The sequence below is a fragment of the Pandoraea nosoerga genome, assembly GCF_902459585.1.
Taxonomy (GTDB): Bacteria; Pseudomonadota; Gammaproteobacteria; order Burkholderiales; family Burkholderiaceae; genus Pandoraea; species Pandoraea nosoerga.
Genome location: NZ_CABPSC010000012.1, coordinates 141,460 through 163,988 on the forward strand (window position 1 = coordinate 141,460; position 22,529 = coordinate 163,988).

Here is a 22,529-nt window from a genome sequence, read left to right on the forward strand (position 1 = left end):
ATGGCTCGTTTCTTTATCGATCGCCCGGTCTTCGCCTGGGTGATCTCCCTGTTGATCACGCTGGTCGGCGTACTCGCGATCCGGGCGCTGCCCGTGGCGCAGTACCCGGACATCGCCCCGCCGATGGTGAGCGTGTGGAGCACCTATCCGGGCGCGTCGGCCAAGGTCGTCGAGGACTCGGTCACGGCGATCATCGAGCGCCAGATGAACGGCGCTCCGGGCCTCATGTACACGTCGGCGACGAGCGGCAACGGCGAGTCGTCCGTCAACCTGACGTTCCGTCAGGGCACCAGCCTCGATCTGGCAGCCGTGGAAGTGCAGAACCGTCTGAAGACGGTCGAGTCGCGTCTGCCCGAAGTGGTGCGGCGCTACGGCGTGAAGGTCGAGCGCGCGGCGGACAACGTGCAGATGGTGGTCACGCTCTCGTCGCGCAACCCGGCCATCGGGGAGTTCGATCTCGGCGAGATCGCCGCCTCGCAGGTCATGAACCAGTTAAAACGCGTGCCCGGCGTCGGGCAGGTGCAGTTCTGGGGCACCGAGAAGGCCATTCGCATCTGGCCGGATCCCGCCAGACTGGTCGCCGTCGAGCTCACCGCCTCGGACATCGTCTCGAAGGTGCGCGCCTACAACGCCCGCGTGACCGTCGGCGACCTGGGCGCGGGCGGCACGCCCGCATCGGCTCCCATCAACGCCAACGTGGTCTCCGACAGCGCCCTGTCCACGCCTGAGGAGTTCGCCAACATCCCGTTGCGCGTGCGCGCCGACGGCTCGGCCATTCGATTGGGCGACGTCGCGCGCGTGGAACTCGGCGCGTCGGACTACAACTTCTCGTCGCGCGTCGACGGGCGCCCCGCCACGGCCATGGGCATCAAGCTCGCGGCCGGCTCGAACGCCGTGGAAGTGATGAAGGCGGTGCGCAAGACGATGGACGAGCAGGCCGCGCTGTTCCCGGCGGGCGTCGAATACCAGTTGCCCTACGAGACGGCGTCGTTCGTGAAAGTGTCGATCGAGAAGGTCATCAAGACGCTGCTCGAAGCCGTGGTGCTCGTGTTCCTCGTCATGTATCTGTTCATGCAGAACCTGCGCGCCACGCTCATCCCGACGCTCGTGGTGCCGGTCGCCCTGCTCGGTACGTTCGGCGTACTGCTGGGACTGGGCTATTCGATCAACACGCTCACGATGTTCGGCATGGTGCTCGCCATCGGCATTCTGGTGGACGACGCCATCGTGGTCGTGGAGAACACCGAGCGAATCATGGTGGAGGAGGGCCTCTCGCCCTATGCGGCCACGGTCAAGGCAATGCGGCAGATCAGCGGCGCCATCGTCGGTATTACGGTGGTGCTGGTCACGGTGTTCGTACCCATGGCGTTCTTCTCGGGCGCGGTGGGCAACATCTACCGGCAGTTCGCGATCACGCTGGCCGTGTCGATCGGTTTCTCGGCGTTCCTGGCGCTCTCGCTCACGCCGGCCCTATGCGCCACGCTGTTGCGCCCGATCGCGCATGATCATCACGACAAACGCGGCTTCTTCGGCTGGTTCAATCGCACGTTCGCGCTCGGCACGCAGCGTTACACGCGCACGGTCGGCAACACGCTGCGCCGTCCGTGGCGCGCGCTCGTCGTGTATGGCCTGGTGCTGATCGCGGTGCCGCTGGCGTTCATGCGTCTGCCCTCGGCGTTCATTCCCGAGGAAGACACGGGCAGCTTCATGGTAATGGCCTCGGAGCCGCAGGGCGCCACCTTGCCGGAGGCGATGACCGCGCTCAAGCGCATCGAGCGATATCTGGTGGAGAACGAGCCGGTCAAGCATGTGTTCGTGCTGGGCGGATGGAACGAGTTCGGTGCGGGGCCCGGCGGCGGCATGCTGTACGTCACGCTCAAGGACTGGCACACGCGCACTTCGAAGCATGACGGCGTGAACGCGATCGTCGATCGCGTGAACGAGAAGTTCGGCGGCCAGCCCGATCGCATGATGATCGCGATGAACAGCCCGGCGCTGCCGGAGCTCGGTTCGTCGAACGGTTTCAATCTGCGGCTGCAGGATCGCGCCGGCGTCGGCAAGGAAACGCTGATCGCCGCGCGCGACGAACTGCTGCGCAAGGCCGCCGGGGATCCGGTTCTCAGGAACGTGATCTTTGCCGGTCAGGGCGACGTGCCGCAGATCGACGTGAGCATCGACCGCCGCAAGATGGAAGCGCTCAAGGTCGGCATGGACGAAGTGAACACCACGCTCGCCACCATGTTCGGCTCCGACTACGTCGGCGACTTCATGCTTGGCTCGGAGAACCGCCGCGTGCTGGTGCAGGCCGACGGTCGCCATCGCGTCTCGCCCGAGAACATCGGCAACCTTCGGGTGCGCAACGCCGATGGCGACATGGTGCCGCTCTCGGCCTTCGTCTCGCTCAAATGGAAGCTCGGCTCGCCGCAACTCAAGCGCTATAACGGCTACCCGTCGTTCACCATCCAGGGCGAATCCGCGCCGGGTCGCAGCAGCGGCGAGGCGATGGCGCGCATGGAGCAGTTGATGGCGGATCTGCCCAAGGGTATCGGCCATGAGTGGAGCGGCCAGTCGCTCGAGGAGCGCATCTCGGGCGCGCAGGCGCCGATGCTGTTCGCGTTGTCGGTACTCGTGGTGTTCCTCGCGCTCGCCGCGCTGTACGAAAGCTGGGCGATTCCGGCGGCGGTGATCATGGTGGTGCCGCTTGGCGTCATCGGCGCGCTTGGCGCCGTCAGTCTGCTGGGCATGCCCAACGACATCTACTTCAAGGTCGGCCTGATCGCCACGATAGGCCTGTCGGCGAAGAACGCGATCCTGATCGTGGAAGTGGCCAACGATCTGGTGAAGCAGGGTATGGCGTGGTTCGACGCTGCCGTGGAGGCGGCTCGCCTGCGCCTGCGCCCGATCGTGATGACCTCGCTTGCGTTCGGCTTCGGCGTGGTGCCGCTCGCCATCGCTTCGGGGCCGGCCTCGGGGGCGCAGCGCGCCATCGGCGTGGCCGTGCTCGGCGGGATCGTGACGGCCACCGTGCTCGCGATCTTCCTGGTGCCGCTGTTCTTCGTGTTGGTCGGCCGCTTCGTGCGCCGGCCGTGTCCGGACAATAGGGACGCGTCGGGCGATGCCGCGCCGGCCGTCGAGGGGAAGGTATGACGATGTTTCGAGCCCGCTTGCGCGGGATGACGTTGGCGCTCGCGAGTGTCTTCGCGCTGGGTGCGTGCACGCTTGCGCCGACCTACGAGCGGCCGGCCGCGCCCATACCGACGAAGTTTGCGACGGCGTTCGAGGGCGCGCCGCAAAGCGGCGTGAATCTTGCGCTGGCCGAGCCGCTGGCGGCCGACGCCGACTGGGCCGAGGTGTTCACCGACCCGGAGCTGCAGGCGCTCATTCGCCGTGCACTGGAGCGCAATCGCGATTTGCGACTGGCCTCGCTGCGCGTGCAGGAAGCGCGTGCGTTATACGGCATCGAAGGAGCCAACCTGCTGCCCAGCGTGCAGGCCGGTGGTTCGTTTTCGCGCCAGCGCTACTCCGGTTCGTCTGGCACGTCCGGTCCAGCCGCGCAGCTCGACGGGCGCGGCAGCGCTCCCGGCGGCTATGTCGCCAACGAACTGCGCGCGACCGTCGGCGTGAGCGCGTTCGAGCTGGACTTCTTCGGGCGTGTGCGCAGCCTGCGCGACGCGGCGCTGGAGCAATACCTCGCGAGCGAGGAGGCGCAGCGCGCGGCGCAGGTGAGTCTGGTCGCGGAGGTGGCGACGTCCTACATCGGGCTCGTCGCCATCAACGAGCAGATCTCGTATGCGCGTGAAGTGCTGGCCGCGCGCGAGGAGGGCATACGCGTCATCCGCTTGCGGGCAGAGCGCGGGCTGGTCGACGACCTCGATCTCAATACGGAGACCACGCAGGTGGAAGTCGCGCGCGCGGCGCTCGCCGAGCGAGAGCGCCAGCGCAGCCAGATCCTGCACGCGCTGCAGCTGCTCACGGGCGAGGTCGGCGCCAAGCCGGTGGCCGCGGCCCGGCTCGACGACGCCTTCGTGGCGCCGGTGGCGGCGGGGTTGCCGTCGTCGCTGCTGATGCGACGCCCCGACATCCGTCGCGCGGAGGCGCAGTTGCGCGCGGCGAACGCCAATATCGGCGCGGCGCGCGCGGCATTCTTCCCGTCGATCAAGCTCACGACCGATATCGGCACCGCCAGTTCGCGCTTTGCCGATCTGTTCAGCGCAGGCACCGGCGTGTGGTCGTTCGTGCCGCAGATTACCGTGCCGATCTTCGAGGGGGGCCGTAACGTGCAGGGCCTGAATCTCGCGAATGTTCGCAAGGAGATGGCTGTGGTGACATACGAGCAGACCATTCAGACGGCGTTCGCCGAAGTGGACGACGCGCTCGTCGCGCAGCAGCAGCTCGCACGCCAGTTTCAGGCGCAAAGGCGCGTGTGGGAGGGCGAGCGCGAACGCCTTCGTCTGGCGCAGCGTCGTTACGCCAACGGCGTGGCGAGCTATCTCGAATTGCTCGATGCGCAGCGCAGTGAGTTTCATGCCGCACAGCAGCTGATCGACGTGAAGCAGCGGGTGCTCGTGAACCATGTCACCCTCTACCGCGCGCTCGGCGGGGGATGGCGGGGCCAGACGGACGCCACTTGACGCGACCTGGCGCCTCGCGATACGTGCGGCGTGTCGGCCCACGGGAAGCGCCGCGCGCCTCCTGAAACGCCAACCCCCGCCGGGCGTTGACCCGGCGGGGGTTGGTGCGTGGCGATGCCGCCGCGTGGACGGCCTCTCGCCGTCAGAACGCGAAGCGGCCTTCCGCGGCGATCTTCGGGAGCGGCTCGCGCGGACTCGGCGCTTCACGCGAACGCAGGCCGTCGGGCAGCGTTGCGGGGTCGCCGGGGCGGCCGATGGCGATGGCGGCTTCGATCGTGTACTTCGGCGGCAGATCGAGCGCGTCGCGGATCTTGTCGTGCTCGATGCCGGCCATGGCATGCGTGGCCCAGCCCGCGAGCGAGGCCTGCAGCGCCAGATAGCCCCACGCGGCGCCCGTGTCGAACGCGTGCGTCGGCGAGGGGGCTTCCTGATCGGCGCCCGGCGGCTTGAGCGTCGCCTTCGAGATCACGATCACGATGGCGGCCGCGTGTTTCGCCCAGCTTTGGTTGAATTCGTTGAGAAAGCCGAGGAACGGCTCCCAGTGCGGCGTGCCGCGGCGCGCATACACGAAGCGCCACGGTTGCGCGTTGTAGGCCGACGGCGCCCAGCGTGCCGCTTCGAAGAACGACAGCAAGGTGGCCTCGGGCAGCGTTTCGTCGGTGAACGCGCGCGGCGACCAGCGGGCGATGAACTGCGGGTCGATCGGATGATCGGCCTGGCGTGCGGTGGTATCGGTCATGCGGATGTCTCGTGCAATGGGGAACGTCAATGTGTCGGGCAATGGTGCTCGGGCCGCCAGGATACCGTGCCGGCAAGGCACGCCCAACCAATATCGCGGCACGGGCTTATATCACTGCCCGTCATGCGCGCCTTCGGGCGCCCGCCGCGCCAGGCGCTGCAGCGCGAGCGAGGCAGCCGCAATGAGTACGCCCACGCCGAGCGAAACCCACAGAATCGCCGTGTCGCCCCACTGTTGGCGCGCAAGCGAATAGCCCCACGGTGCGACGGCCGACACGGCGAACGCCGGCGTGAGCAGCGTGCCGAGCGCGCGGGCATAGGCGTCGTGCGGGAAGAGCTCCAGCGGCAGGCTGGCGCGCAGCAGCGTTGCCAGGCCATTGAGCGCGCCGTAAGCGAAGATGAAGATGCCGGCGGCCAGCGGCGACGACATGCCGGCAAGGGCCAGCCCGAAGCACAGCGGCAAACCGCATCCCACCACGACATTGAGCCGGATCGCACTGGCTTGGCGCGGCTGCAGCCATTCGAGCGTGCGAGCGCACACTTGTCCCAGTCCCCACAGCGCGGCCAGCGTGACCGGCAGGCCCTGCGCCCCGAGCCATGCCGTCAGGTGCGCGGCGAGCCCGGACGACAGGATGGACACGAGGGCCATGGTCGCGCCGTAGAGTCGTGCGGGCGCCTGCGGCGTGTTCGGCGTGTTCGGCGTCTTCGCCGCCGTCGCCGCCGTCGCCGCCGTCGTCGCGGTTTTCAGCGTACACGGTGTCTTCGGCGCCTTCGGCGCCTTCGGTGCCTTCGGTGTCTTCGGCGGGGTGGGCGGCAGCGTGCGCAACAGTGCCCATGCCAGCAGGCTGAAGGCGCCATAGACGAGCACGCCCGCGCGCCATCCCCATGTGTCGCCAAGCCAGTTGCCGAGCGGCCAGAAGACGGTCGTGGCCAGCCCGCCCATGAGCGTGATCTGCGTCATCGGCCGGCGTGCCGCGCCGCCATAGAGCGACGCCAGCGTGGCGAAAGCGGCGTCGTAGAGCGATAGCCGCATCCCGACGCCGAGCAGGCCCCACGCCGCATAGCACTGCGCGAGCGTCGTGCTCGTTGCGAGCAGCGCGCACCCCGCCGAACAGAGCAGCGTGCCGGTGCACATGACGCGCCGCCCGCCCATGCGATCGAGCCACTGGCCGGAGAGGGGGGAGATGGCAGCCATGACGAGCATGGCCAGCGACGGGCCGGCGAAGACCCACGACGGCGGCCAGCCGGTCGAGTGAACGATGCGCCAGGCGTAGGCCCCGGGCAGATAGAAGCTCACGCCCCAGTTGATCAGTTGCGCGAGGCCAAGCGTGAGGCTGGTGCGGAGTGTGGACATGTACGGGGGAGCGGCGCCAGGGGCGGCGCCGTGCGGCCGGGGCGAGACGCGATGACGGAACGGGAGCGTGCATGGTGCGCCGGCCGCATCTCTTGGTAAAGTCTTGACATCTTATCGCGTTCATAAGGAAAACTTTGAGATGAGGCGTCTGAATCTGGACCAGTTGCAGACGTTTACCGAGGTTGTCGATGCGGGCAGCTTTTCGGCGGCTGCCGCGCGGCTCGGCTTGTCCCAGCCCGCCGTGAGTCTGCAGGTGCGCCAATTGGAGCAGCGCCTGAACGTGCGCCTGATCGAGCGCGTGGGCAAGCGGCTCAAGCCCACGCCGGCGGGTTCGGCGCTGCTCGAGCACGCGGTGCGCATCGACGCCGCCGTCGAGGACGCCATGCAGGCGCTCTGCACGCATGCGCAGGGCGTTGCGGGCGAAGTCGCCATCGGCACCGGCGCCACGGCATGCATCCATTTGCTGCCGCCAATGCTGCGCACCATGCGCCGCCGCTACCCCGCGCTCGATATTCGGGTGAGCACCGGCAACACAGACGACGTCGTCGCGGCGGTGACGGAAAACCGACTGGACGTCGGGCTTGTGACGCTGCCGGCTGCCGGACGCAGCCTGCACATCACGCCCGTGCTGCAGGATGCGTTCGTCGCGATTGCGCCGGCGAGCGATACGCATTGGGCCGACGAACTCACGCCGCCCGGGCTGGCTGCCGCGCCCATGGTGGCGTTCGAGTCGGGCAGCAGTACGCGGCTTCTGATCGACGAGTGGTTTCTCCAGGCAGGATTGCGCGTGCGTCCCGTCATGGCGCTGGGCAGCATCGAGGCGATCAAGGAAATGGTCGCGGCAGGGCTGGGCTGCAGCATCGTGCCCCGCATGTCGGTGAGCGCGGCGCACCACCGGCGAGGTCTGCGCGTCTGCACGTTGGCCCCGGCGCTCTCGCGCACGCTGGCAGTGGTCGTCCGTCAGGACAAGCCGCTGACGCCGGGACTGCGCAAGGTGCTCACGGCGCTCGAGGCGTTGGGCCGAGGCGGGACGAGCCTTCCGAATCCGGGCACTCGCCGCGCAAATGATTGGCAGTCCACGTGAATGCAAGGCGCTGTTTCATCGGCAGAAATTACTGTCCGCAAAACGTAAAGCTAGGACTACAATGCGCGGATAACGGCCTTCCATCGGCAATCAACAAGAAAGTGCAACTCGCAATGCATCACAATCTTTACCGATATGAGGGGCTGCTCAATGCCCGCTCGGTCGAAGCGCTGGACGCCGAGTTCCGGAATTTGACGCAGACGCTCGGATACGACGCGCTGTTTTACGCCCCCTTGTTGCCGAGACGCGAACGTGAGGCCGCGGCGTTTCAGATCGACGACCAGCGCATTACGGCGCAGGGAATGCCGAGCCGCCACATCTTCACGACGTATCCGGCGTCATGGATCGAGCGCTATCAAAGCGCCGGATATGCCGACCACGATCCGGTATTGGTGGCGGCCAATCTGTCGCCGTTGCCCATTCGCTGGCGAACGTTTCTGGCGCAGAAGCGGCCGCATCCCATCTTCGCCGACGCCCGCGCCCATGGACTGGCCAGTGGCGTGTCGATTCCGATCTACGGGGCGGCAGGCGAGCGCGCGATCTTCTGTGCCGCGACGGGGAAGTCTCCCGAGGAATCGGCCGAGCATGAAACGCGAATGCTGGGCGAGATCTATCTGAGCGCCGTGTATTTTCATCAGGCGATTCAGCAACTCGACATGCAATGGGTCGCAAGCCGCAGTGCCGGCAAGCTCAGTCCTCGCGAGCTCGAGAGCCTGTTGTGGGCCGCGCGCGGCAAGACGGCGTGGGAGATCGGTTTGATCCTGAAGATTTCCGAGCATACCGTGACGTTTCACATCAATAACGCCAAGCGCAAGCTCGGCGCCGTGAATCGGCATCAGGCCATTGCGGCGGCCATCAGCACAGGACTGATTTCCCCGTGATCCGGTACTGACGCCCTGCTGATTGCGCTTGCGAATCCATAAGCGCGGGCGCGCCCGCCGCGCTTGCCCCTGCCGTTTCTGCTGTTTCCGCCGTTCCGAGCCCTTCCGGGCCATTCAGGGCCATTCAGGGCCATTCGCCCCCATATTCCGACGCTGCGTGGGCGCGATCTCCGGCCGATTTCACGACTTTCCGAAACAGTGTGTTGCCGCATTCGGTCTGGTTCAAAACTAAGGGAAAACTATAATTTACTCAGGGCGCGAAATCGAAATCTGCCGGTTTCGGCGCCTTCTGGCGACACATAAACGACAAAAGGAGTTTTCCATGAAAAAGAACCTGTTGAGCGCCGTTGCGCTCGTCGGCCTGACGATGGCTGCCGGCTCGGCATTCGCGGCTGATTCGCAAACGAGCGGCGTGAGCCGCGAGCATGTGCGCGCCGAGCTGCAAGCGGCGCGTGAGCTCGGCCTCTCGCCGGTGACGGAGTTCAACTTCCCGTATACCTTCGAGCAATCGGTGCAATTGCAAAAGCGCACGGCCGAAATCGAAGCAATGCAGCGCGGCGCAGCGCCGCAGGTGCCGAGCGCCAACTGAGTCGCAGCGACGATGGCCTCAGGGCTATCGACGCAGCACCCGCAGCACCCGACTTCCCGACGGCTCGCCCGATCTGCTGACGGAGCCGCCTACACCACCGAGTCCCGCTTTACCGACGCCTGTCACGCGTCACTTACCACAGCCCCGCCCGAGGATCGCGTCCCGACGGGGCTTGTGTGTTTCCGCAGGCGCGGCGCCTTCACGACTCGCGCCGCCGCGGACCCCGTCTTCCAATTTCAGCGAGCCGCGGTTTGAGCGGCTCCACCGGCCCTATTGGCTCTATCGGGCTCTATCGGGCCTTATCGGACCTTATCGGACCTTCCGGCCTCGGGCGGCGCATGCTGCGCGGCGCCCGTTGGGGCGAACGACGCCTTGTCGCTCGCGGCGCCCGATTGCCAGCCGCCGCCCAGCGCGAGGAAGAGGTTGATCTGATCCATCGCGACCTGTGTCTGCGAGGCGGCCAGCGCGGCTTCCGCGCTCGCGTGCGTGCGTTCGGCGTCGAGACTCGTCAGATACGGCGCCCGGCCTGCGCGATACAGCTTTTGGTTCTGTTGTGCCGCGGCGCGCGACTTGTCGCGCGCATCGCGCAGTGCGGCGTCGCGCTCCAGCGCTCGCGTATAGGCGGACAGTGACGTTTGCGTCTCCTGGAGCGCCTTGAGCACCACGCCGTCGAAATGCGCGAGCGCGGCGTCGGCCCCGGCTTCCATGCCCTTGATGTGAGCGCGCACGCCGTTGGTCGGCAGCGACCAGGTGATCATCGGCCCCACGCTCCATTGTTCCGTGCGAGCCTGACCGAAGTGCTCCAGCACGCCGCTCGCACCGACCGAGGCGCCGATGCGAATCGACGGGTACAGGTCGGCCGTCGCCACGCCAATCTTCGCCGTTGCCGCGGCGAGTTCGCGCTCGGCCTGGCGTATGTCGGGGCGGCGCTTGAGCAGCGCAGTGCCATCACCGACGGGAAGCGGCTGGCGCAGTTGCGGGATCCGGCGGCATTGCGCGGCGCTCGCGTCGAGCGTGCCGGGCACCTTGCCCAGCATTACCGCGAGCCGATAGGCCGCGGCTTCGTGCTGCGCCTGAAAGCGCGGCAGGGCGGCGCGCAGCGTGTCGGCCTGCGCCTGCGCGCGCAGCAGATCGGTCGGCTGATCGCGGCCCGCGTCGACGAGCTTGCGCGTAATGGCCACGCTCTTTTCCTGAAGCCTGAGCTGCTCGTTGGCGATGTCGTATTCGTGATTGGCGGCGCAGCTTTGCACGTATGCCCGCACGGTCTCGGCCGCCACACTCACGCGGGCCACGTCGAGCGCAGCCTGGCTCGCTTCGGCGGCCGCCAGCGCGGCTTCGTCCGCGCGCGCGAGCTTGCCGAAGAAGTCGATCTGGTACGAGACCGACAATGCGGCGGCGGCCAGATTGATCACCGGCAGCTTCTCTTCCTTCAGGAAACTCTCGCCGGAGAGCTGCGCGCGCGCGGCATTGGCTTCCACGCCGCCCTGCGGCAGGTTCTCCGACTCGACCTCGTGATATGTCGCGATGGCGCGCCGCACATTGGCCAGCGCCACGCGCACGTTCGTGTTGGCAGCGAGCGCCTGCTTCACGAGCGCATCGAGCTGCGGGTCGTCATAGCTTTGCCACCAGTCGTCGGGCACGGCGGCGGCGGAGACCGCGCGCTGGGCACCGTCGACGAGCGGCCCGTTCGCCTCGGGCGAACGCATGATGGACGCCTCGGGCAGATGGTAGTCCGGGCCGACGGTCGTGCACCCGGCGACCAGCGCCGCGGCGCTGGCCACGGCGCTCATCAGGAACAGTCGCGCTTTCACTGCCGTGCTCCGGACTGGGCGCCGGTCCGGCGCGCGAGGAGGGCGACGTGGGCGACCTGGGCGGCGGGCGCGGCGTGCGCCGCCCGGCCGGCATCCGCGGTCTTCTCGTGTCGGCCTTCGATGACGGTTACCGTGGCCGTGCGCCCGGCCACAAGCCGCATGTCCTTGGGCACGTCGTCGAGCGCGATGCGCACCGGAATGCGCTGCGCGAGGCGAACCCAGTTGAAGGTCGGGTTGACGTTGGGCAGCATCGACGCGCCGCTCGTGCGGTCGCGATCCTCGATGCCGGCGACGATGCTCTGCACGTGGCCGTGCAGCACGTCGCGCTCGCCCATCAGGCGCACTTCGACCTTGTCGCCGATGTGAATGCCGCGCATCTTCGTCTCTTCGAAATAGCCTTCCACGTGCAGCGAGTTCGCATCGACCATCGAGAGCACCGGGCGGCCGGTGCTGACATAGTCGCCCACGCGCGGCACGCGGTCGTTCAGATAGCCGTCGGCCGGCGCGAGCACACGCGTGCGTTCGAGATTGAGTTTCGCCAGCCGCACGGCGGCCTCGGCTTGCGCCACGGCGGCTTCGCCGGACTCGACCTTGGCCTGGCCGGCTTCCACCACTTCTCTGGCGACGACTTCCGTCAGTTGACGATTGCGGGCGTTCTCGCGACGGGCCTGTGCAAGCGTGGCGCGCAGGGCGGCGGCATTGGCTTCGGCCTGCTGCAGCGCAAGCGCGTAGCGATCGCGATCGATGACGAAGAGCAGGTCGCCGCGATGCACCGGCTGATTGTCCTTGACCTCGACGTCGGTGACGAGGCCGGAGACGTCGGGCGCGATCTGCACGATGTCGGCGCGAATGCGACCGTCACGCGTCCACGGGGCGACGGTGTAGTAATCCCACAGGTGCAGGAGCACGAAAATCGCGACGCACGATACCGCGAGCGTCAGGACGACGGAGCCGATGGAGCGAAGTTTCAGTTTCATGGTTGGCAGGCCCGCGCGATGGCGACGATGCCGCCCAGCGCGATGATGTACACAGCGAGGTTGAATAGCGAACGGTGCCAGACGAGCTTGTAGAAGCCCAGGCGCGCGAGCGCGAAGCGCAGCACGCCGGTCACCACGAAAGCAACGACCATCAGCGCCAGCAGCATCGGCACGAACACGCCATAGATATCGATCTCTGCGCTCATTGAGCACTCCGGGGTTGTGTGGTCGGGAACAGTGCGACGTGGATGTCCATGAGCGATGCGCGCGCACTGCGCGACGCCTGATCGCCGTGAGCCACCAGAGAGCGCACCGCGCCCAGCAGTTTGTCTTGCAGCGTGGCGTCAGGGCGGCTCACCGCTTCGTCGAGACGCGCCTGGTAGAAGCGCGCCACGTCGTTGAGCACCGCCTCGATGGCGCTGCGCTGCGAGGGATTCAGATGCGGCAGCTCGCGTTGCAAGGCGAGCGCGGAGAGTTCGACGCGCACTTCGGTGAAGCCGTCGCTCGACGTCTCGCTCTCGCTCGCGGCCAGGCGCGGCACGAGTTGGCCGAGCCGGTCGAGCAGGCGCGAGCGCAGGCGCCCGTGCTCGGCAACCGAACGCCCGCGCGCGTTCCTGGCGATGTCGCGCCAGCTCGCATGAATGAGGCGGCGCATCGCCACGCGCGTGCCGAAGGGGCGCGTCTGCAGGGTCCACAGCAGCGCGAACAGCACGCCGGCCAGCCCGGCAAGATTGCTGTTGAGGAACGCGCTGAAGTCGGCGTTGTAGCCGCCCTGAATGCCGACGAAGCTCGCCGTGTTGACGGCCACGAGCATGGCCACCATCGTGAAGCGCGGCTGCACGATGAGCGTGCCGAGCAACAGATACGGAACGGCGAAGAGCGCGACGAGCAGGCCGAAGTCGTGGGCGTTCGTCAGGATGAAGAAGACGTACACGGCGGCGAACACGACACACACGGCCGTCGCCCAGAAGAACGAACGGATGAAGGGCGCCGGTTCGTCCATCGCCGCGAAAAAGCAGCACGCCACGGCGCCGAGCGACACGCCGGCCGCACCGTCGTTCCACCCGGTGTAGATCCACGCCATGCCCATCAGGAACGTACACAGCGCGGCGGAGAGCGTCGAGAACAGCAGCAGGCCATGATCATAGTGACGCGCGCCGCCGAGCTCCCAGTGGGCAAACGCGGGCGACCATTCGGGAGCGTCGTCGGGCTGGCCGAAGCGCCGCTGCAGCGTCGCGCAGTCTTGCCAGAGCTGCACGAGCGAGCGCAGGCGGTCCTCGGTCGCGGCGACCAGCGCGCCGTACCAGTCGGACGCTTCGCCGGCGGCCTGCGGCGGGCTGAGCAGGTGCGCCGGTGCGGGCGAGGGGGCGCCGCGGCGCAGCCATGCGACCACGTCGGCCATCTTCGCCTCGAGCGCGCCGGGCACCCCTTGCGGATGCTGGCGCAGCGTCTGTACGAGCGACGCCACCGTGGAGAGCACGGGCATCATCATCGTCATGCGGCCGCGCAGCTCCTGTGCGTCGCTCACCCGTGCGGACGTGTCGGCGTCATACGAAAGCTGGCTGATCAACTGGTCGAGCGCCAGGATGTCGGCGGCCATGCGGTGCCGGCTCATGTGGCGCGTCGCCTTGCCGTCGGGGTCGGCCGAGAGCATGTCGGCCGTCCAGCGCGCGGCGTCGGCGAGCCAGCGCGCCGAACGGTCGTGCAGTACCTTGGCCACGCTCGTGGGCAGGACGACCGCACCGACCACGCTCGCACAGACGATGCCGAGAATGATCTCCTCGGCGCGCGCGATGGCGATGTCGAAGATGACGTCCGGCGTGTTCACGGCGGGCAGGGCGATGAGCGGCAGGGTGTACGAGGCGAGCAGGAATACATAGCTGCGCGGCGAGCGATGCAGCAGCGAGATATAGAGCAGCGTGCCGGTCCACAGCCCCACGGCCGCCATCAGCAGTTCCGGCGTGTTGACCAGCGCCGGGACGAAAGCGATGGAAGCGGCGGCGCCGAGCAGCGTGCCGAGCACACGGTACAGCGCCTTGGAGCGTGTCGCCCCGGTGAGCGGGTGCGACACGATGTAGACCGTAGCCATGGCCCAGTACGGGCGCGGCAGGCCGAGCGCGAGCGCGATGTAGAGCGCCAGCATGGAAGCGGCGAACGCCTTGATCGAGAAGATCCAGTCGCGGGAGGAAGGCCAGTTGAGCACGGTCTACTTCTTGGGAGGCTCCATCGCGAGGAGGGTCGCATCCGGACCGGCCGCGCTGGAGAGAGCTTCGAACACACGCAGCACCGCTTCGAAATCCTCGCGCGAGACGCTCGCGAAGACTTTCGCGCGCAACTGGCTGAGTTCGCTTTCGAGCTTTTCGGCGAGCGCCTCGCCGGCCTCGGTCAGCCGCAGGGCGTTGGCGCGCCGGTCGCTGGCGTCCACTTCGCGCCGCACGAGGCCGGCGGCGCACAACTGATCGAGCAGCCGCACCAGCGACGCCCCTTCCAGGCCGACGTATTCGGCGAGCTCGACCTGACGCACGCCCTGGCCGAGCCGGCGGATGAACAGCAGCGGGCCAGCGCTCGCCGCCGAAATGCCGTATTCACCGATGGCGCCCTGCGAGAGCTGGCGCCACTGTTTGCCCGCGAGCAGCAGATGACTGGTGAAGGCGAAGCGGAGGGATTCCAGGGAGGTCATGGAGAAAGATTATATGTTAACTAATAATTAGCATGCTAGTTAATGCCGTGTTGCACGAGACGGCGAGGTTCCGATAAGTCCTTGTCGTGATTGGGGTTTTGGGCCGAAAAACAGTCGCGCAAAGCGCTTTCGGATGCACGTTTGCGGCGGTCTTCGCCCGTTTTATTTTCGAATGGGGTGACATGGCCGGGCTCGGCGCGACCGGTCACGGGGCGTCGCGGGGCGCGGTAGTGTTGGCCGAAGTGCGCTGAGGTGCGCCGAGGTGCGTGACTCGCTGCCCGGTACACCCGCGGGTAAGATACAGAAATTCAAATTGCGCGAGACGCCGCAGTCGGGGGCGCGAACGAATGCGCCTCGCGCCTCGCCTCGGAAGTTCAAGGAATACAGAGATGACATCGAAGGGACTGGATAGCGAATCGTTCGACCTGCTGCTCGCGGCCGTGCAGCGCTTTATCCGCGAGCGGCTGGTGCCGGCCGAGAACGACGTCGAGGAGCAGGACGAAGTGCCGCCGGCCATCGTCGACGAGATGAAGGCGATGGGGCTCTTCGGCCTGTCGATTCCGGAAGCCTATGGCGGCATCGGGCTGTCGATGGCGCAGGAGGCGCGCGTTGCGTTCGAGTTCGGGCAGACCTCGCTCGCGTTTCGCTCCGTGTTCGGCACGAACGTCGGCATCGGCTCGCAGGGCATTCTGATGGACGGCACCGAAGCTCAGAAGCGCGAGCTGCTGCCCCGCGTGGCGAGCGGCGAGCTCATCATGTCGTTCGCGCTCACCGAGCCGGATGCCGGCTCGGACCCCGCGGCGCTCAAGACACGGGCCGTGCTCGACGGCGACGCCTATGTCATCGACGGCGTGAAACGCTTCATCACCAACGCTCCGCGCGCGGGGGCGTTCACGCTGATGGCGCGCACCGGCGGCGAAGGCGCGGGCGGCATCTCGGCGTTCATCGTCCCGGCCGACACGCCCGGTCTGTCGCTGGGCAAACCGGACAAGAAGATGGGCCAGCGCGGCACCAGGACCTGCGATGTCATTCTTGACGGCGCGCGCGTGCCGGCTGCGAACATCATCGGCGGCGAAGCGGGCAAGGGCTTCAAGACGGCCATGAAAGTGCTCGACCGTGGGCGCCTGCACGTGGCTGCACTGGCTTGCGGCATGGCGCAGCGCATTCTCGACGAGTCGGTCGCCTACGCGCGCGAGCGCAAGCAGTTCGGCCAGCGCATCGGCGACTTCCAGCTCGTGCAGGCGATGCTCGCCGACAGCCAGGCCGAGCTCTACGCCGGCTGGTCGATGGTGCAGGACTGTGCGCAGCGCTACGACGCGCGTCCCGCCGGCAGGCGCGACACCGACGTGAGCATGCGCGCCTCCTGCGCGAAGCTGTTTTGCACCGAGATGGTCGGGCGCGTGGCGGACCGCGGTGTGCAGATCCACGGCGGCGCGGGCTACATCAACGAGTACAAGGTCGAGCGGTTCTACCGCGACGTGCGTCTGCTGCGGCTGTATGAAGGCACCACGCAAATCCAGCAATTGATCATCGGCCGCGCGCTCATGCAGGACGACTGAGGCGGCGCCCGCGACGCCCATCGGGGGCGCATTTGCGCCCCGCCGGGCGCTTCATCGTGGTGCGCCCGCTGCGGCATGCAGAACATCTTGCACTGCTGCGGTGCGGAAAATTTCCGAGCAATTTCAGATTCTCCCTATGGGGGATGCGCCGCTCCAGCCTTGTCCTGTCGCGCTTTTCCCGATATTTCCCCCGGCCTGGCACGCTTGTTGCGTTAGCGTAAAGGCCAGCGGCAAAGGCGTCGCCGGCAACGAATTCGAAGGCGGCGTCGGGGCGCAATGGTCTGCGACGTCGCCACAGGACAACGGCGTCCCTCCGTGCTTCGGCGCGGACGGACGCCGTTTTGTTTTTCGGGCGCAGCAGGCATTGCAATGGGAGAAGAGAGCATGCGCAAACCTCGTCTGGTCGTTATCGGCAATGGCATGGCCGGCATCCGCACGCTAGAGGAATTGCTGGAGATCGCGCCGGATCAGTACGACATCACCGTATTTGGTGCCGAGCCGCATCCGAACTACAACCGCATCCTGCTCTCGCCGGTGCTTGCCGGGGAGCAGTCGTTCGCCGACATCGTGCTCAACCCGCTCGAGTGGTACGAGAGCAAGGGCATCACGCTGCATCTGGGCAAGGAAGTCACGCAGATCGACCGGCCCCGCCGCGTCGTGCGCTGCGCCGACGGCACCGAAGCGCCATACGATCGGCTGCTGATCGCCACCGGCTCGAGCCCGTTCATCTTGCCGGTGCCGGGCAACGACCTCGAGGGCGTGATCAGCTACCGCGACATTCGCGACACCGAGATCATGATCGAGACGGCGCGCGTGAAGCGCCACGCGGTGGTGATCGGCGGCGGCCTGCTGGGGCTGGAGGCGGCCAACGGTCTCAAGCTGCGCGGCATGGACGTGACCGTCGTGCACCTGGCCGACACGCTGCTCGAGCGTCAGCTCGACAGCACGGCCGGCAAGCTCCTGCAGCAGTCGCTCGAGGCGCGCGGTCTGGCGTTCCGCCTCTCGCATCAGACCTCGGCCATTCTCGACGACGGCCACGGGCGCGTGAGCGGCGTGCGTTTTAGCAACGGCGACGAGATCGCGGCCGAGCTCGTCGTGATGGCCGCGGGCATCCGCCCGAACACCGCGCTCGCCGAAGCGGCGGGCCTCCATTGCTCGCGCGGCATCGTCGTCTCCGACACGTTGCAGACCTACGATCCGCGCATCTACGCGGTAGGTGAGTGCGTGAGCCACCGCGGCGTGGCGTACGGTCTGGTCGCCCCGCTCTTCGAACAGGCGAAGGTCTGCGCGAACCATCTTGCGCTCATGGGCATTGGCAGCTATCGCGGCTCGGTGCTCTCGACCAAGCTCAAGGTCACGGGCATCGACCTGTTCTCCGCCGGCGACTTCCAGGGCGGAGAGGGCACCGAGGAAATCGTACTGTCCGACCCGGCCGGCGGCGTCTACAAGAAGCTGGTGATACGCGACGACAAGCTCGTCGGGGCTTGCCTTTACGGCGATACGGCCGACGGCGCGTGGTACTTCAAGCTGCTGCGCGAAGGGCGCGCACTGGGCGAGCTGCGCGAGCGCATCATGTTCGGCGAATCGAGCGTGGGCGACGTCGGCACGCAAGGGCAGAACCGCGCGGCGGCGATGGCCGACAGCGACGAGGTGTGCGGCTGCAACGGCGTGTGCAAGGGCACCATCGTCAAGGCGATCACCGAGAAGGGCCTGTTCACGCTCGACGAGGTGAAGAAGCACACCAAGGCCGCGAGTTCGTGCGGCTCGTGCGCGGGGCTGTGCGAGCAGATTCTGATGAGCACGCTCGGCTCGACCTACGACGCCGCACCCAAGGAAAAGGCGGTGTGCGGCTGTACCGATCTCTCGCATGCCGAGGTGCGTCGCGCCGTTCGCGAGCATCACCTGACCACGCACCGCGCCGCCTTCGACTTTCTCGAGTGGCGCACCCCCAACGGCTGCGCAACCTGTCGCCCGGCGCTCAATTACTACATGCTCAGCACCTGGCCGAAGGAGGCGGTGGACGATCCGCAGAGCCGCTTTGTCAACGAGCGCGTGCACGCCAACATCCAGAAGGACAACACGTTCTCCGTGGTGCCGCAGATGAAGGGCGGCGTGACGAACCCGAGCGAGCTGCGCCGCATTGCCGACGTGGCCGACAAATACCGGATTCCCATGGTCAAGGTCACCGGCGGCCAGCGCATCGATTTGCTCGGCGTGAAGAAGGAAGACCTCGTCAACGTGTGGCGCGATCTGGGCATGCCCTCGGGACACGCCTACGGCAAGTCGATCCGCACGGTGAAGACGTGCGTGGGCAGCGAGTTCTGCCGCTTCGGCACGCAAAACAGCACGCAGATGGGGATCGACCTGGAGACGATGCTCGCGAACATGTGGTCGCCGCACAAGGTGAAGCTCGCCGTGTCGGGGTGCCCGCGCAACTGTGCTGAAGCCGGCATCAAGGACGTGGGCGTGATTGCCGTGGACTCGGGCTGGGAGCTCTACGTTGGCGGAAACGGCGGGATCAAGACCGAAGTCGCGCAGTTTCTCGTGAAGGTGAAGACGGCCGAGGAAGTGAAGGAGTACACAGGCGCCTTCCTGCAGCTCTACCGCGAGGAGGCGTACTACCTCGATCGAACGGTGCATTACATCCACCGCGTGGGGCTCGACTACGTGAAGCAGCGCGTGGTGGCCGACGCCGCCAATCGTCGCGCGCTCTACGAACGGCTGCTCTATTCGCTCGACGGTCTGCCCGACCCGTGGCAGGCGCGCATCGACGGTGCGCAAGCCAATGAATACCGTCCGCTCGTGCCGCAGCGCGTCGAGCCGGCGACCGTGTGAAATCGACGGAACCGCCTGAAATTGCTGGAAATCGCCTGAAGGAAACTGCCATGACGCTATCCGAACCGATCTGGCTGCACGTGTGCGACATCGACGCGATCCCGCGACTGGGCTCGCGCGTCATGCCGCACGCCGGCGGCGACATTGCGCTGTTCCGCACCGAAGCGGACAAGGTCTTCGCGCTGCGTGACAAGTGTCCGCACAAGGGCGGCGCGCTCTCGCAGGGCATTGTCCACGGCGAGCGCGTGACGTGCCCGCTGCATGCCTGGAACATCGATCTGGCGACGGGGCAGGCGTGCGCGCCCGACGTGGGCTGTGCGCGGCGCTTTGCCGTGCGGATCGACGCGGACCAGGTGTACCTGTGCGTGGATGACGTGGACGACGCGGGTGACGAGGCGCCCGGAAAGACCACGGAACCGGCGGAACCGGCCGCCGCCTGACGTGCCGGTAACGCACTCGCAATGCCGCCAACGTCACCCTGCCGATCACGCCCTTGCTACAGCCGGAGCCGTCCATGAACACCATCACGCAAACCACCTGCTGCTACTGCGGCGTCGGTTGCGGCATGCTCGTCGAGAGCGACGGTGAGCGCATCGTCGGCGTAAGGGGCGACCCGGCGCACCCGGCCAACCAAGGGCGCCTGTGCAGCAAGGGCATGACGCTGCCGATGACGACACAGTCGTTGACCGGGCGCGTGCTAACCCCCGAACTGCGCACCGCGCGCGATGCCGCTCGCGCGCCCGTTGCATGGGACGAGGCGCTCGACACGGTCGCCTCGCGCTTTGCGGACGTCATTCGCCGCCACGGGCCCGACGCCGTGGCGTTCTATGTCTCGGGGCAACTGCTCACCGAGGACTATTACGTCTTCAACAAGCTCGCCAAAGGGCTGGTGCGCACCAACAACATCGATACCAACTCGCGGCTGTGCATGTCGAGCGCGGTGAGCGCCTACAAGATGGCGCTCGGCGCGGATGGTCCGCCCACGTGCTACGACGATCTCGAAGCCGCGCGCACGGTACTGTTCGCGGGCAGCAACATGGCGTATGCGCATCCGGTGCTGTTCCGGCGGCTGGAAGCGGCGAAGGCCGCCGATCCGTCGATTCGCTGGATCGTGGTGGACCCGCGCCGCACCGACACGGCCGCGATGGCCGATCTGCACCTGCCCATCGTGCCCGGCACCGACGTGGCGCTCTTTCACGGCATGCTGCACCACCTGATCTGGGAAGGGCGCATCGACCGGGAGTACATCGACGCGCATACCGAAGGGTTCGACGCGCTCAAGCAGACGTTGCGCGACTATCCGCCGCAACACGCGGCGGACATCTGCGGCATCGACGAAGCGGCGCTGCGCCAGGCGGCCGACTGGTTCGGCGAAAGTCCGGCCGCGCTCTCGCTTTACTGCATGGGGCTCAATCAATCGAGCCACGGCACCGAGAAGAACCTGGCGCTCATTCATCTGCATTTGGCCACCGGGCAGATCGGCCGCGCCGGCGCGGGTCCGTTTTCGCTGACCGGCCAGCCGAACGCCATGGGCGGGCGCGAGGTCGGCGGCCTCGCGACGATGCTCGCGGCGCATCGCGAGATCGGCAACGCCGCGCACCGCGCCGAGATCGAGCGCCTGTGGGGCGTGCAGGGACTGTCCGACCGGCCCGGCCTGCCGGCCGTCGAGATGTTCGATGCGGTGCGCGACGGCCGCATCAAGGCCATCTGGATCGCCTGCACGAACCCCGTGCACTCGATGCCCGACAGCGCACGGGTGCGCGAAGCGCTGGCGTCGGCGGAGTTCGTGGTGGTGCAAGAGGCGTTTCACCAGACCGACACCGTGCCGTATGCCGATGTCTTGCTGCCCGCGGCAAGCTGGGGCGAGAAGGCGGGCACCGTCACGAATTCGGAGCGGCGCATCTCGCGCGTGCGCGCGGCCGTGCCGCCGCCCGGTGCGGCGCGCGCGGACTGGTGGATTGCGAGCGAAGTCGCGCGCCGCCTTGCGCCGATGCTCGATGCGTCGCCCGAGCCGTTCGCCTTCTCGTCGCTCGAAGCGATTTTCGACGAGCATCGCGCGCTCACCGTCGGCCGCGATCTCGATATCGGCGGGCTCGACTATGCGCGACTGGAACAGCTCGGCCCGCAGCAGTGGCCGTTTCCGGCTGGCGCCTCGCAGGGGCTTGCGCGCCGTTATGAAGACGGCGTGTTCGCCACCGCCGACGGACGCGCCCGCTTTCATGCGTTCGAGTACCGGCCCGTGGCCGAGCCCATCCATGCGCGGCATCCACTGCGGCTCATCACGGGGCGACTGCGCGACCAGTGGCACGGCATGAGCCGCACGGGACGCGTCGGCCAGCTCTTCGACCACGCACCGGAGCCGACGCTCACGATGCATCCGGCCGACGCGGCGCGACGCGGTCTTCGGCCGGGCGACTTCGTGCGGCTTTCCAGTCGTCGCGGCGAACGGGTGCTGACGCTCGCGCTGAGCGACGACGTGGCCTCCGGCACGGTGTTCGCCGCGATGCACTGGAGCGGACAGTTTCTGAATGGCGGGGGCGTGAACGACGCCACGACGGGAGCGGTCGATCCGTACTCGAGGCAGCCGGAGCTCAAGCACGCGGCCGTGCGCGTCGATCCGCTTACGTTGCCGTGGCGCGTGGCGGCCGTGCGGCGCGGCGATGCGCTGCGCTTGCACGCGGCCGTGCAGCCGCTGCTCGCCGCGCGGCGTTTTGCGACGGTGCGCCTCGAAGGTGACGATCGCATCGTGGTGACGGCCGCCGACGATCAGCCCGATGCCGACTGGCTCGAGCGCCTGCACGCAGCGCTCGATCTGCCGCGCGACGAATCGCTGCTCGAGTATCGCGATGCGCGCCGTGTCATGACGAAGCGCGTGGCATGGCGCGAGACGCTGATCGACGGCGTGCTCGTCGCGGGCAGCGAGGCGGACGTGGCGGGCTCGGCGTCGCTGCTGGCGCGGGTGCGCGAAGGTTTGCCGTGGACGCGCCCGCGGCACGCCGTGTTCGTCGCCGACCGTGCTCCGGCGGCGCCACGCGACCTGACGGTGTGTCAGTGCAAGCAGATCAAGGCATCGCGTATTACGGCGGCGATCGCGGCGGGGGCGGACCTCGCCGGACTCAAGGCGACGCTCGGCTGCGGCACCGTGTGCGGATCGTGCGTGCCCGAGCTGCAGCGCATGTGCGCCGCGCCCGGGGTGAAGGCGGCCGTGCCGATGGCGAGCGGCGCCGCATGAGGGCTCGCCGCGCGCCGTCGCGGCTCACTGCCGCCCGTTGCGCTGCATCCGGACATTACGAACATTACGAACCTTACGAACATTACGGACGTTGCGCATGTTGCGCACACGAGTTGCAAGACACAAGGCGGGCAGTACGGGACTCGTCGCGCGAAGCG

Annotated in this window: 16 protein-coding genes; 9 read left to right on the forward strand and 7 right to left on the reverse strand. The window is 67.4% G+C overall.

The genetic code is table 11. The features are described 5' to 3' along the window. Both PNO31109_RS15940 and PNO31109_RS15945 read left to right on the forward strand, forming a co-directional pair. Positions 1–3,147, forward strand: a complete 3,147-nt coding sequence (locus tag PNO31109_RS15940; protein WP_150556440.1) for a multidrug efflux RND transporter permease subunit — start codon at positions 1–3, stop codon at positions 3,145–3,147. Beyond that, entirely contained in the window at positions 3,144–4,631 is a 1,488-nt protein-coding gene (locus PNO31109_RS15945; protein ID WP_150556441.1) for an efflux transporter outer membrane subunit, read from the forward strand. Before PNO31109_RS15940 ends, PNO31109_RS15945 begins: the two co-directional genes overlap by 4 nt. A 142-nt stretch (positions 4,632–4,773) precedes the next feature. Here PNO31109_RS15945 and PNO31109_RS15950 read toward each other — a convergent pair whose 3' ends face one another. Both PNO31109_RS15950 and PNO31109_RS15955 read right to left on the reverse strand, forming a co-directional pair. After that, positions 4,774–5,370: a nitroreductase family protein gene (locus tag PNO31109_RS15950; protein ID WP_150556442.1), complete on the reverse strand. Its 597-nt coding sequence runs from the start codon at positions 5,368–5,370 to the stop codon at positions 4,774–4,776. 111 nt (positions 5,371–5,481) lie between these two features. Further along, positions 5,482–6,723 (reverse strand): MFS transporter, encoded by a 1,242-nt coding sequence (locus PNO31109_RS15955; RefSeq protein ID WP_150556443.1) that lies wholly within the window; start codon positions 6,721–6,723, stop codon positions 5,482–5,484. 139 nt (positions 6,724–6,862) lie between these two features. Between PNO31109_RS15955 and PNO31109_RS15960 the strand changes: the two genes are divergently transcribed. The 3 genes from PNO31109_RS15960 to PNO31109_RS15970 all read left to right on the forward strand — a co-directional run bounded on the left by PNO31109_RS15960 (position 6,863) and on the right by PNO31109_RS15970 (position 9,277). Next, entirely contained in the window at positions 6,863–7,807 is a 945-nt protein-coding gene (locus tag PNO31109_RS15960; protein ID WP_150556444.1) for a LysR family transcriptional regulator, read from the forward strand. Between the two features lie 113 nt (positions 7,808–7,920). Next, the gene (locus tag PNO31109_RS15965) at positions 7,921–8,688 is read left to right on the forward strand and encodes a helix-turn-helix transcriptional regulator (RefSeq protein WP_150556445.1); all 768 of its coding nucleotides are present in this window, start codon (positions 7,921–7,923) and stop codon (positions 8,686–8,688) included. A 322-nt stretch (positions 8,689–9,010) separates the two neighbouring features. Beyond that, positions 9,011–9,277 carry a DUF4148 domain-containing protein gene (locus PNO31109_RS15970; RefSeq protein ID WP_150556446.1) on the forward strand — a complete coding sequence of 89 codons (267 nt, stop codon included), beginning with the start codon at positions 9,011–9,013 and terminating at the stop codon, positions 9,275–9,277. 299 nt (positions 9,278–9,576) lie between these two features. Here PNO31109_RS15970 and PNO31109_RS15975 read toward each other — a convergent pair whose 3' ends face one another. Genes PNO31109_RS15975 through PNO31109_RS15995 form a run of 5 tightly spaced genes read right to left on the reverse strand, consistent with a single transcriptional unit; the run spans position 9,577 to position 14,745 of the window. Next, entirely contained in the window at positions 9,577–11,067 is a 1,491-nt protein-coding gene (locus tag PNO31109_RS15975; protein WP_150556474.1) for an efflux transporter outer membrane subunit, read from the reverse strand. A gap of 17 nt (positions 11,068–11,084) precedes the next feature. After that, positions 11,085–12,065: an efflux RND transporter periplasmic adaptor subunit gene (locus tag PNO31109_RS15980; RefSeq protein WP_241014126.1), complete on the reverse strand. Its 981-nt coding sequence runs from the start codon at positions 12,063–12,065 to the stop codon at positions 11,085–11,087. Continuing rightward, positions 12,062–12,271, reverse strand: coding sequence for a DUF1656 domain-containing protein (locus PNO31109_RS15985; protein WP_150556447.1), 210 nt, complete (start codon positions 12,269–12,271; stop codon positions 12,062–12,064). The genes PNO31109_RS15980 and PNO31109_RS15985 overlap by 4 nt, the downstream gene beginning before the upstream one ends. Next, complete coding sequence (locus tag PNO31109_RS15990; RefSeq protein WP_150556448.1) at positions 12,268–14,268, reverse strand: FUSC family protein; 2,001 nt, start codon at positions 14,266–14,268, stop codon at positions 12,268–12,270. The genes PNO31109_RS15985 and PNO31109_RS15990 overlap by 4 nt, the downstream gene beginning before the upstream one ends. Before the next feature lie 3 nt (positions 14,269–14,271). Next, entirely contained in the window at positions 14,272–14,745 is a 474-nt protein-coding gene (locus PNO31109_RS15995; protein ID WP_150556449.1) for a MarR family winged helix-turn-helix transcriptional regulator, read from the reverse strand. 389 nt (positions 14,746–15,134) lie between these two features. Between PNO31109_RS15995 and PNO31109_RS16000 the strand changes: the two genes are divergently transcribed. The 4 genes from PNO31109_RS16000 to PNO31109_RS16015 all read left to right on the forward strand — a co-directional run bounded on the left by PNO31109_RS16000 (position 15,135) and on the right by PNO31109_RS16015 (position 22,371). Beyond that, a complete protein-coding gene (locus PNO31109_RS16000) occupies positions 15,135–16,304 on the forward strand; it encodes an acyl-CoA dehydrogenase family protein (RefSeq protein ID WP_150556450.1) in 1,170 nt (389 codons plus the stop codon). 384 nt (positions 16,305–16,688) lie between these two features. Further along, positions 16,689–19,139, forward strand: a complete 2,451-nt coding sequence (gene nirB / locus PNO31109_RS16005) for a nitrite reductase large subunit NirB (protein ID WP_150556451.1) — start codon at positions 16,689–16,691, stop codon at positions 19,137–19,139. A gap of 50 nt (positions 19,140–19,189) precedes the next feature. Next, the gene (gene nirD, locus PNO31109_RS16010; protein WP_150556452.1) at positions 19,190–19,579 is read left to right on the forward strand and encodes a nitrite reductase small subunit NirD; all 390 of its coding nucleotides are present in this window, start codon (positions 19,190–19,192) and stop codon (positions 19,577–19,579) included. Between the two features lie 74 nt (positions 19,580–19,653). Beyond that, a complete protein-coding gene (locus PNO31109_RS16015) occupies positions 19,654–22,371 on the forward strand; it encodes a nitrate reductase (protein WP_150556453.1) in 2,718 nt (905 codons plus the stop codon). Positions 22,372–22,529 lie beyond the last annotated feature (158 nt).

Bases quoted from the DNA above. Each gene is read 5' to 3' on its own strand.
- PNO31109_RS15940 (WP_150556440.1), top strand. From the start codon at position 1: ATGGCTCGTTTCTTTATCGATCGCCCGGTCTTCGCCTGGGTGATCTCC.
- PNO31109_RS15945 (WP_150556441.1), top strand. From the start codon at position 3,144: ATGACGATGTTTCGAGCCCGCTTGCGCGGGATGACGTTGGCGCTCGCG.
- PNO31109_RS15950 (WP_150556442.1), bottom strand. From the start codon at position 5,370: ATGACCGATACCACCGCACGCCAGGCCGATCATCCGATCGACCCGCAG.
- PNO31109_RS15955 (WP_150556443.1), bottom strand. From the start codon at position 6,723: ATGTCCACACTCCGCACCAGCCTCACGCTTGGCCTCGCGCAACTGATC.
- PNO31109_RS15960 (WP_150556444.1), top strand. From the start codon at position 6,863: ATGAGGCGTCTGAATCTGGACCAGTTGCAGACGTTTACCGAGGTTGTC.
- PNO31109_RS15965 (WP_150556445.1), top strand. From the start codon at position 7,921: ATGCATCACAATCTTTACCGATATGAGGGGCTGCTCAATGCCCGCTCG.
- PNO31109_RS15970 (WP_150556446.1), top strand. From the start codon at position 9,011: ATGAAAAAGAACCTGTTGAGCGCCGTTGCGCTCGTCGGCCTGACGATG.
- PNO31109_RS15975 (WP_150556474.1), bottom strand. From the start codon at position 11,067: ATGAGCGCCGTGGCCAGCGCCGCGGCGCTGGTCGCCGGGTGCACGACC.
- PNO31109_RS15980 (WP_241014126.1), bottom strand. From the start codon at position 12,065: ATGAAACTGAAACTTCGCTCCATCGGCTCCGTCGTCCTGACGCTCGCG.
- PNO31109_RS15985 (WP_150556447.1), bottom strand. From the start codon at position 12,271: ATGAGCGCAGAGATCGATATCTATGGCGTGTTCGTGCCGATGCTGCTG.
- PNO31109_RS15995 (WP_150556449.1), bottom strand. From the start codon at position 14,745: ATGACCTCCCTGGAATCCCTCCGCTTCGCCTTCACCAGTCATCTGCTG.
- PNO31109_RS16000 (WP_150556450.1), top strand. From the start codon at position 15,135: ATGACATCGAAGGGACTGGATAGCGAATCGTTCGACCTGCTGCTCGCG.
- nirB (WP_150556451.1), top strand. From the start codon at position 16,689: ATGCGCAAACCTCGTCTGGTCGTTATCGGCAATGGCATGGCCGGCATC.
- nirD (WP_150556452.1), top strand. From the start codon at position 19,190: ATGACGCTATCCGAACCGATCTGGCTGCACGTGTGCGACATCGACGCG.
- PNO31109_RS16015 (WP_150556453.1), top strand. From the start codon at position 19,654: ATGAACACCATCACGCAAACCACCTGCTGCTACTGCGGCGTCGGTTGC.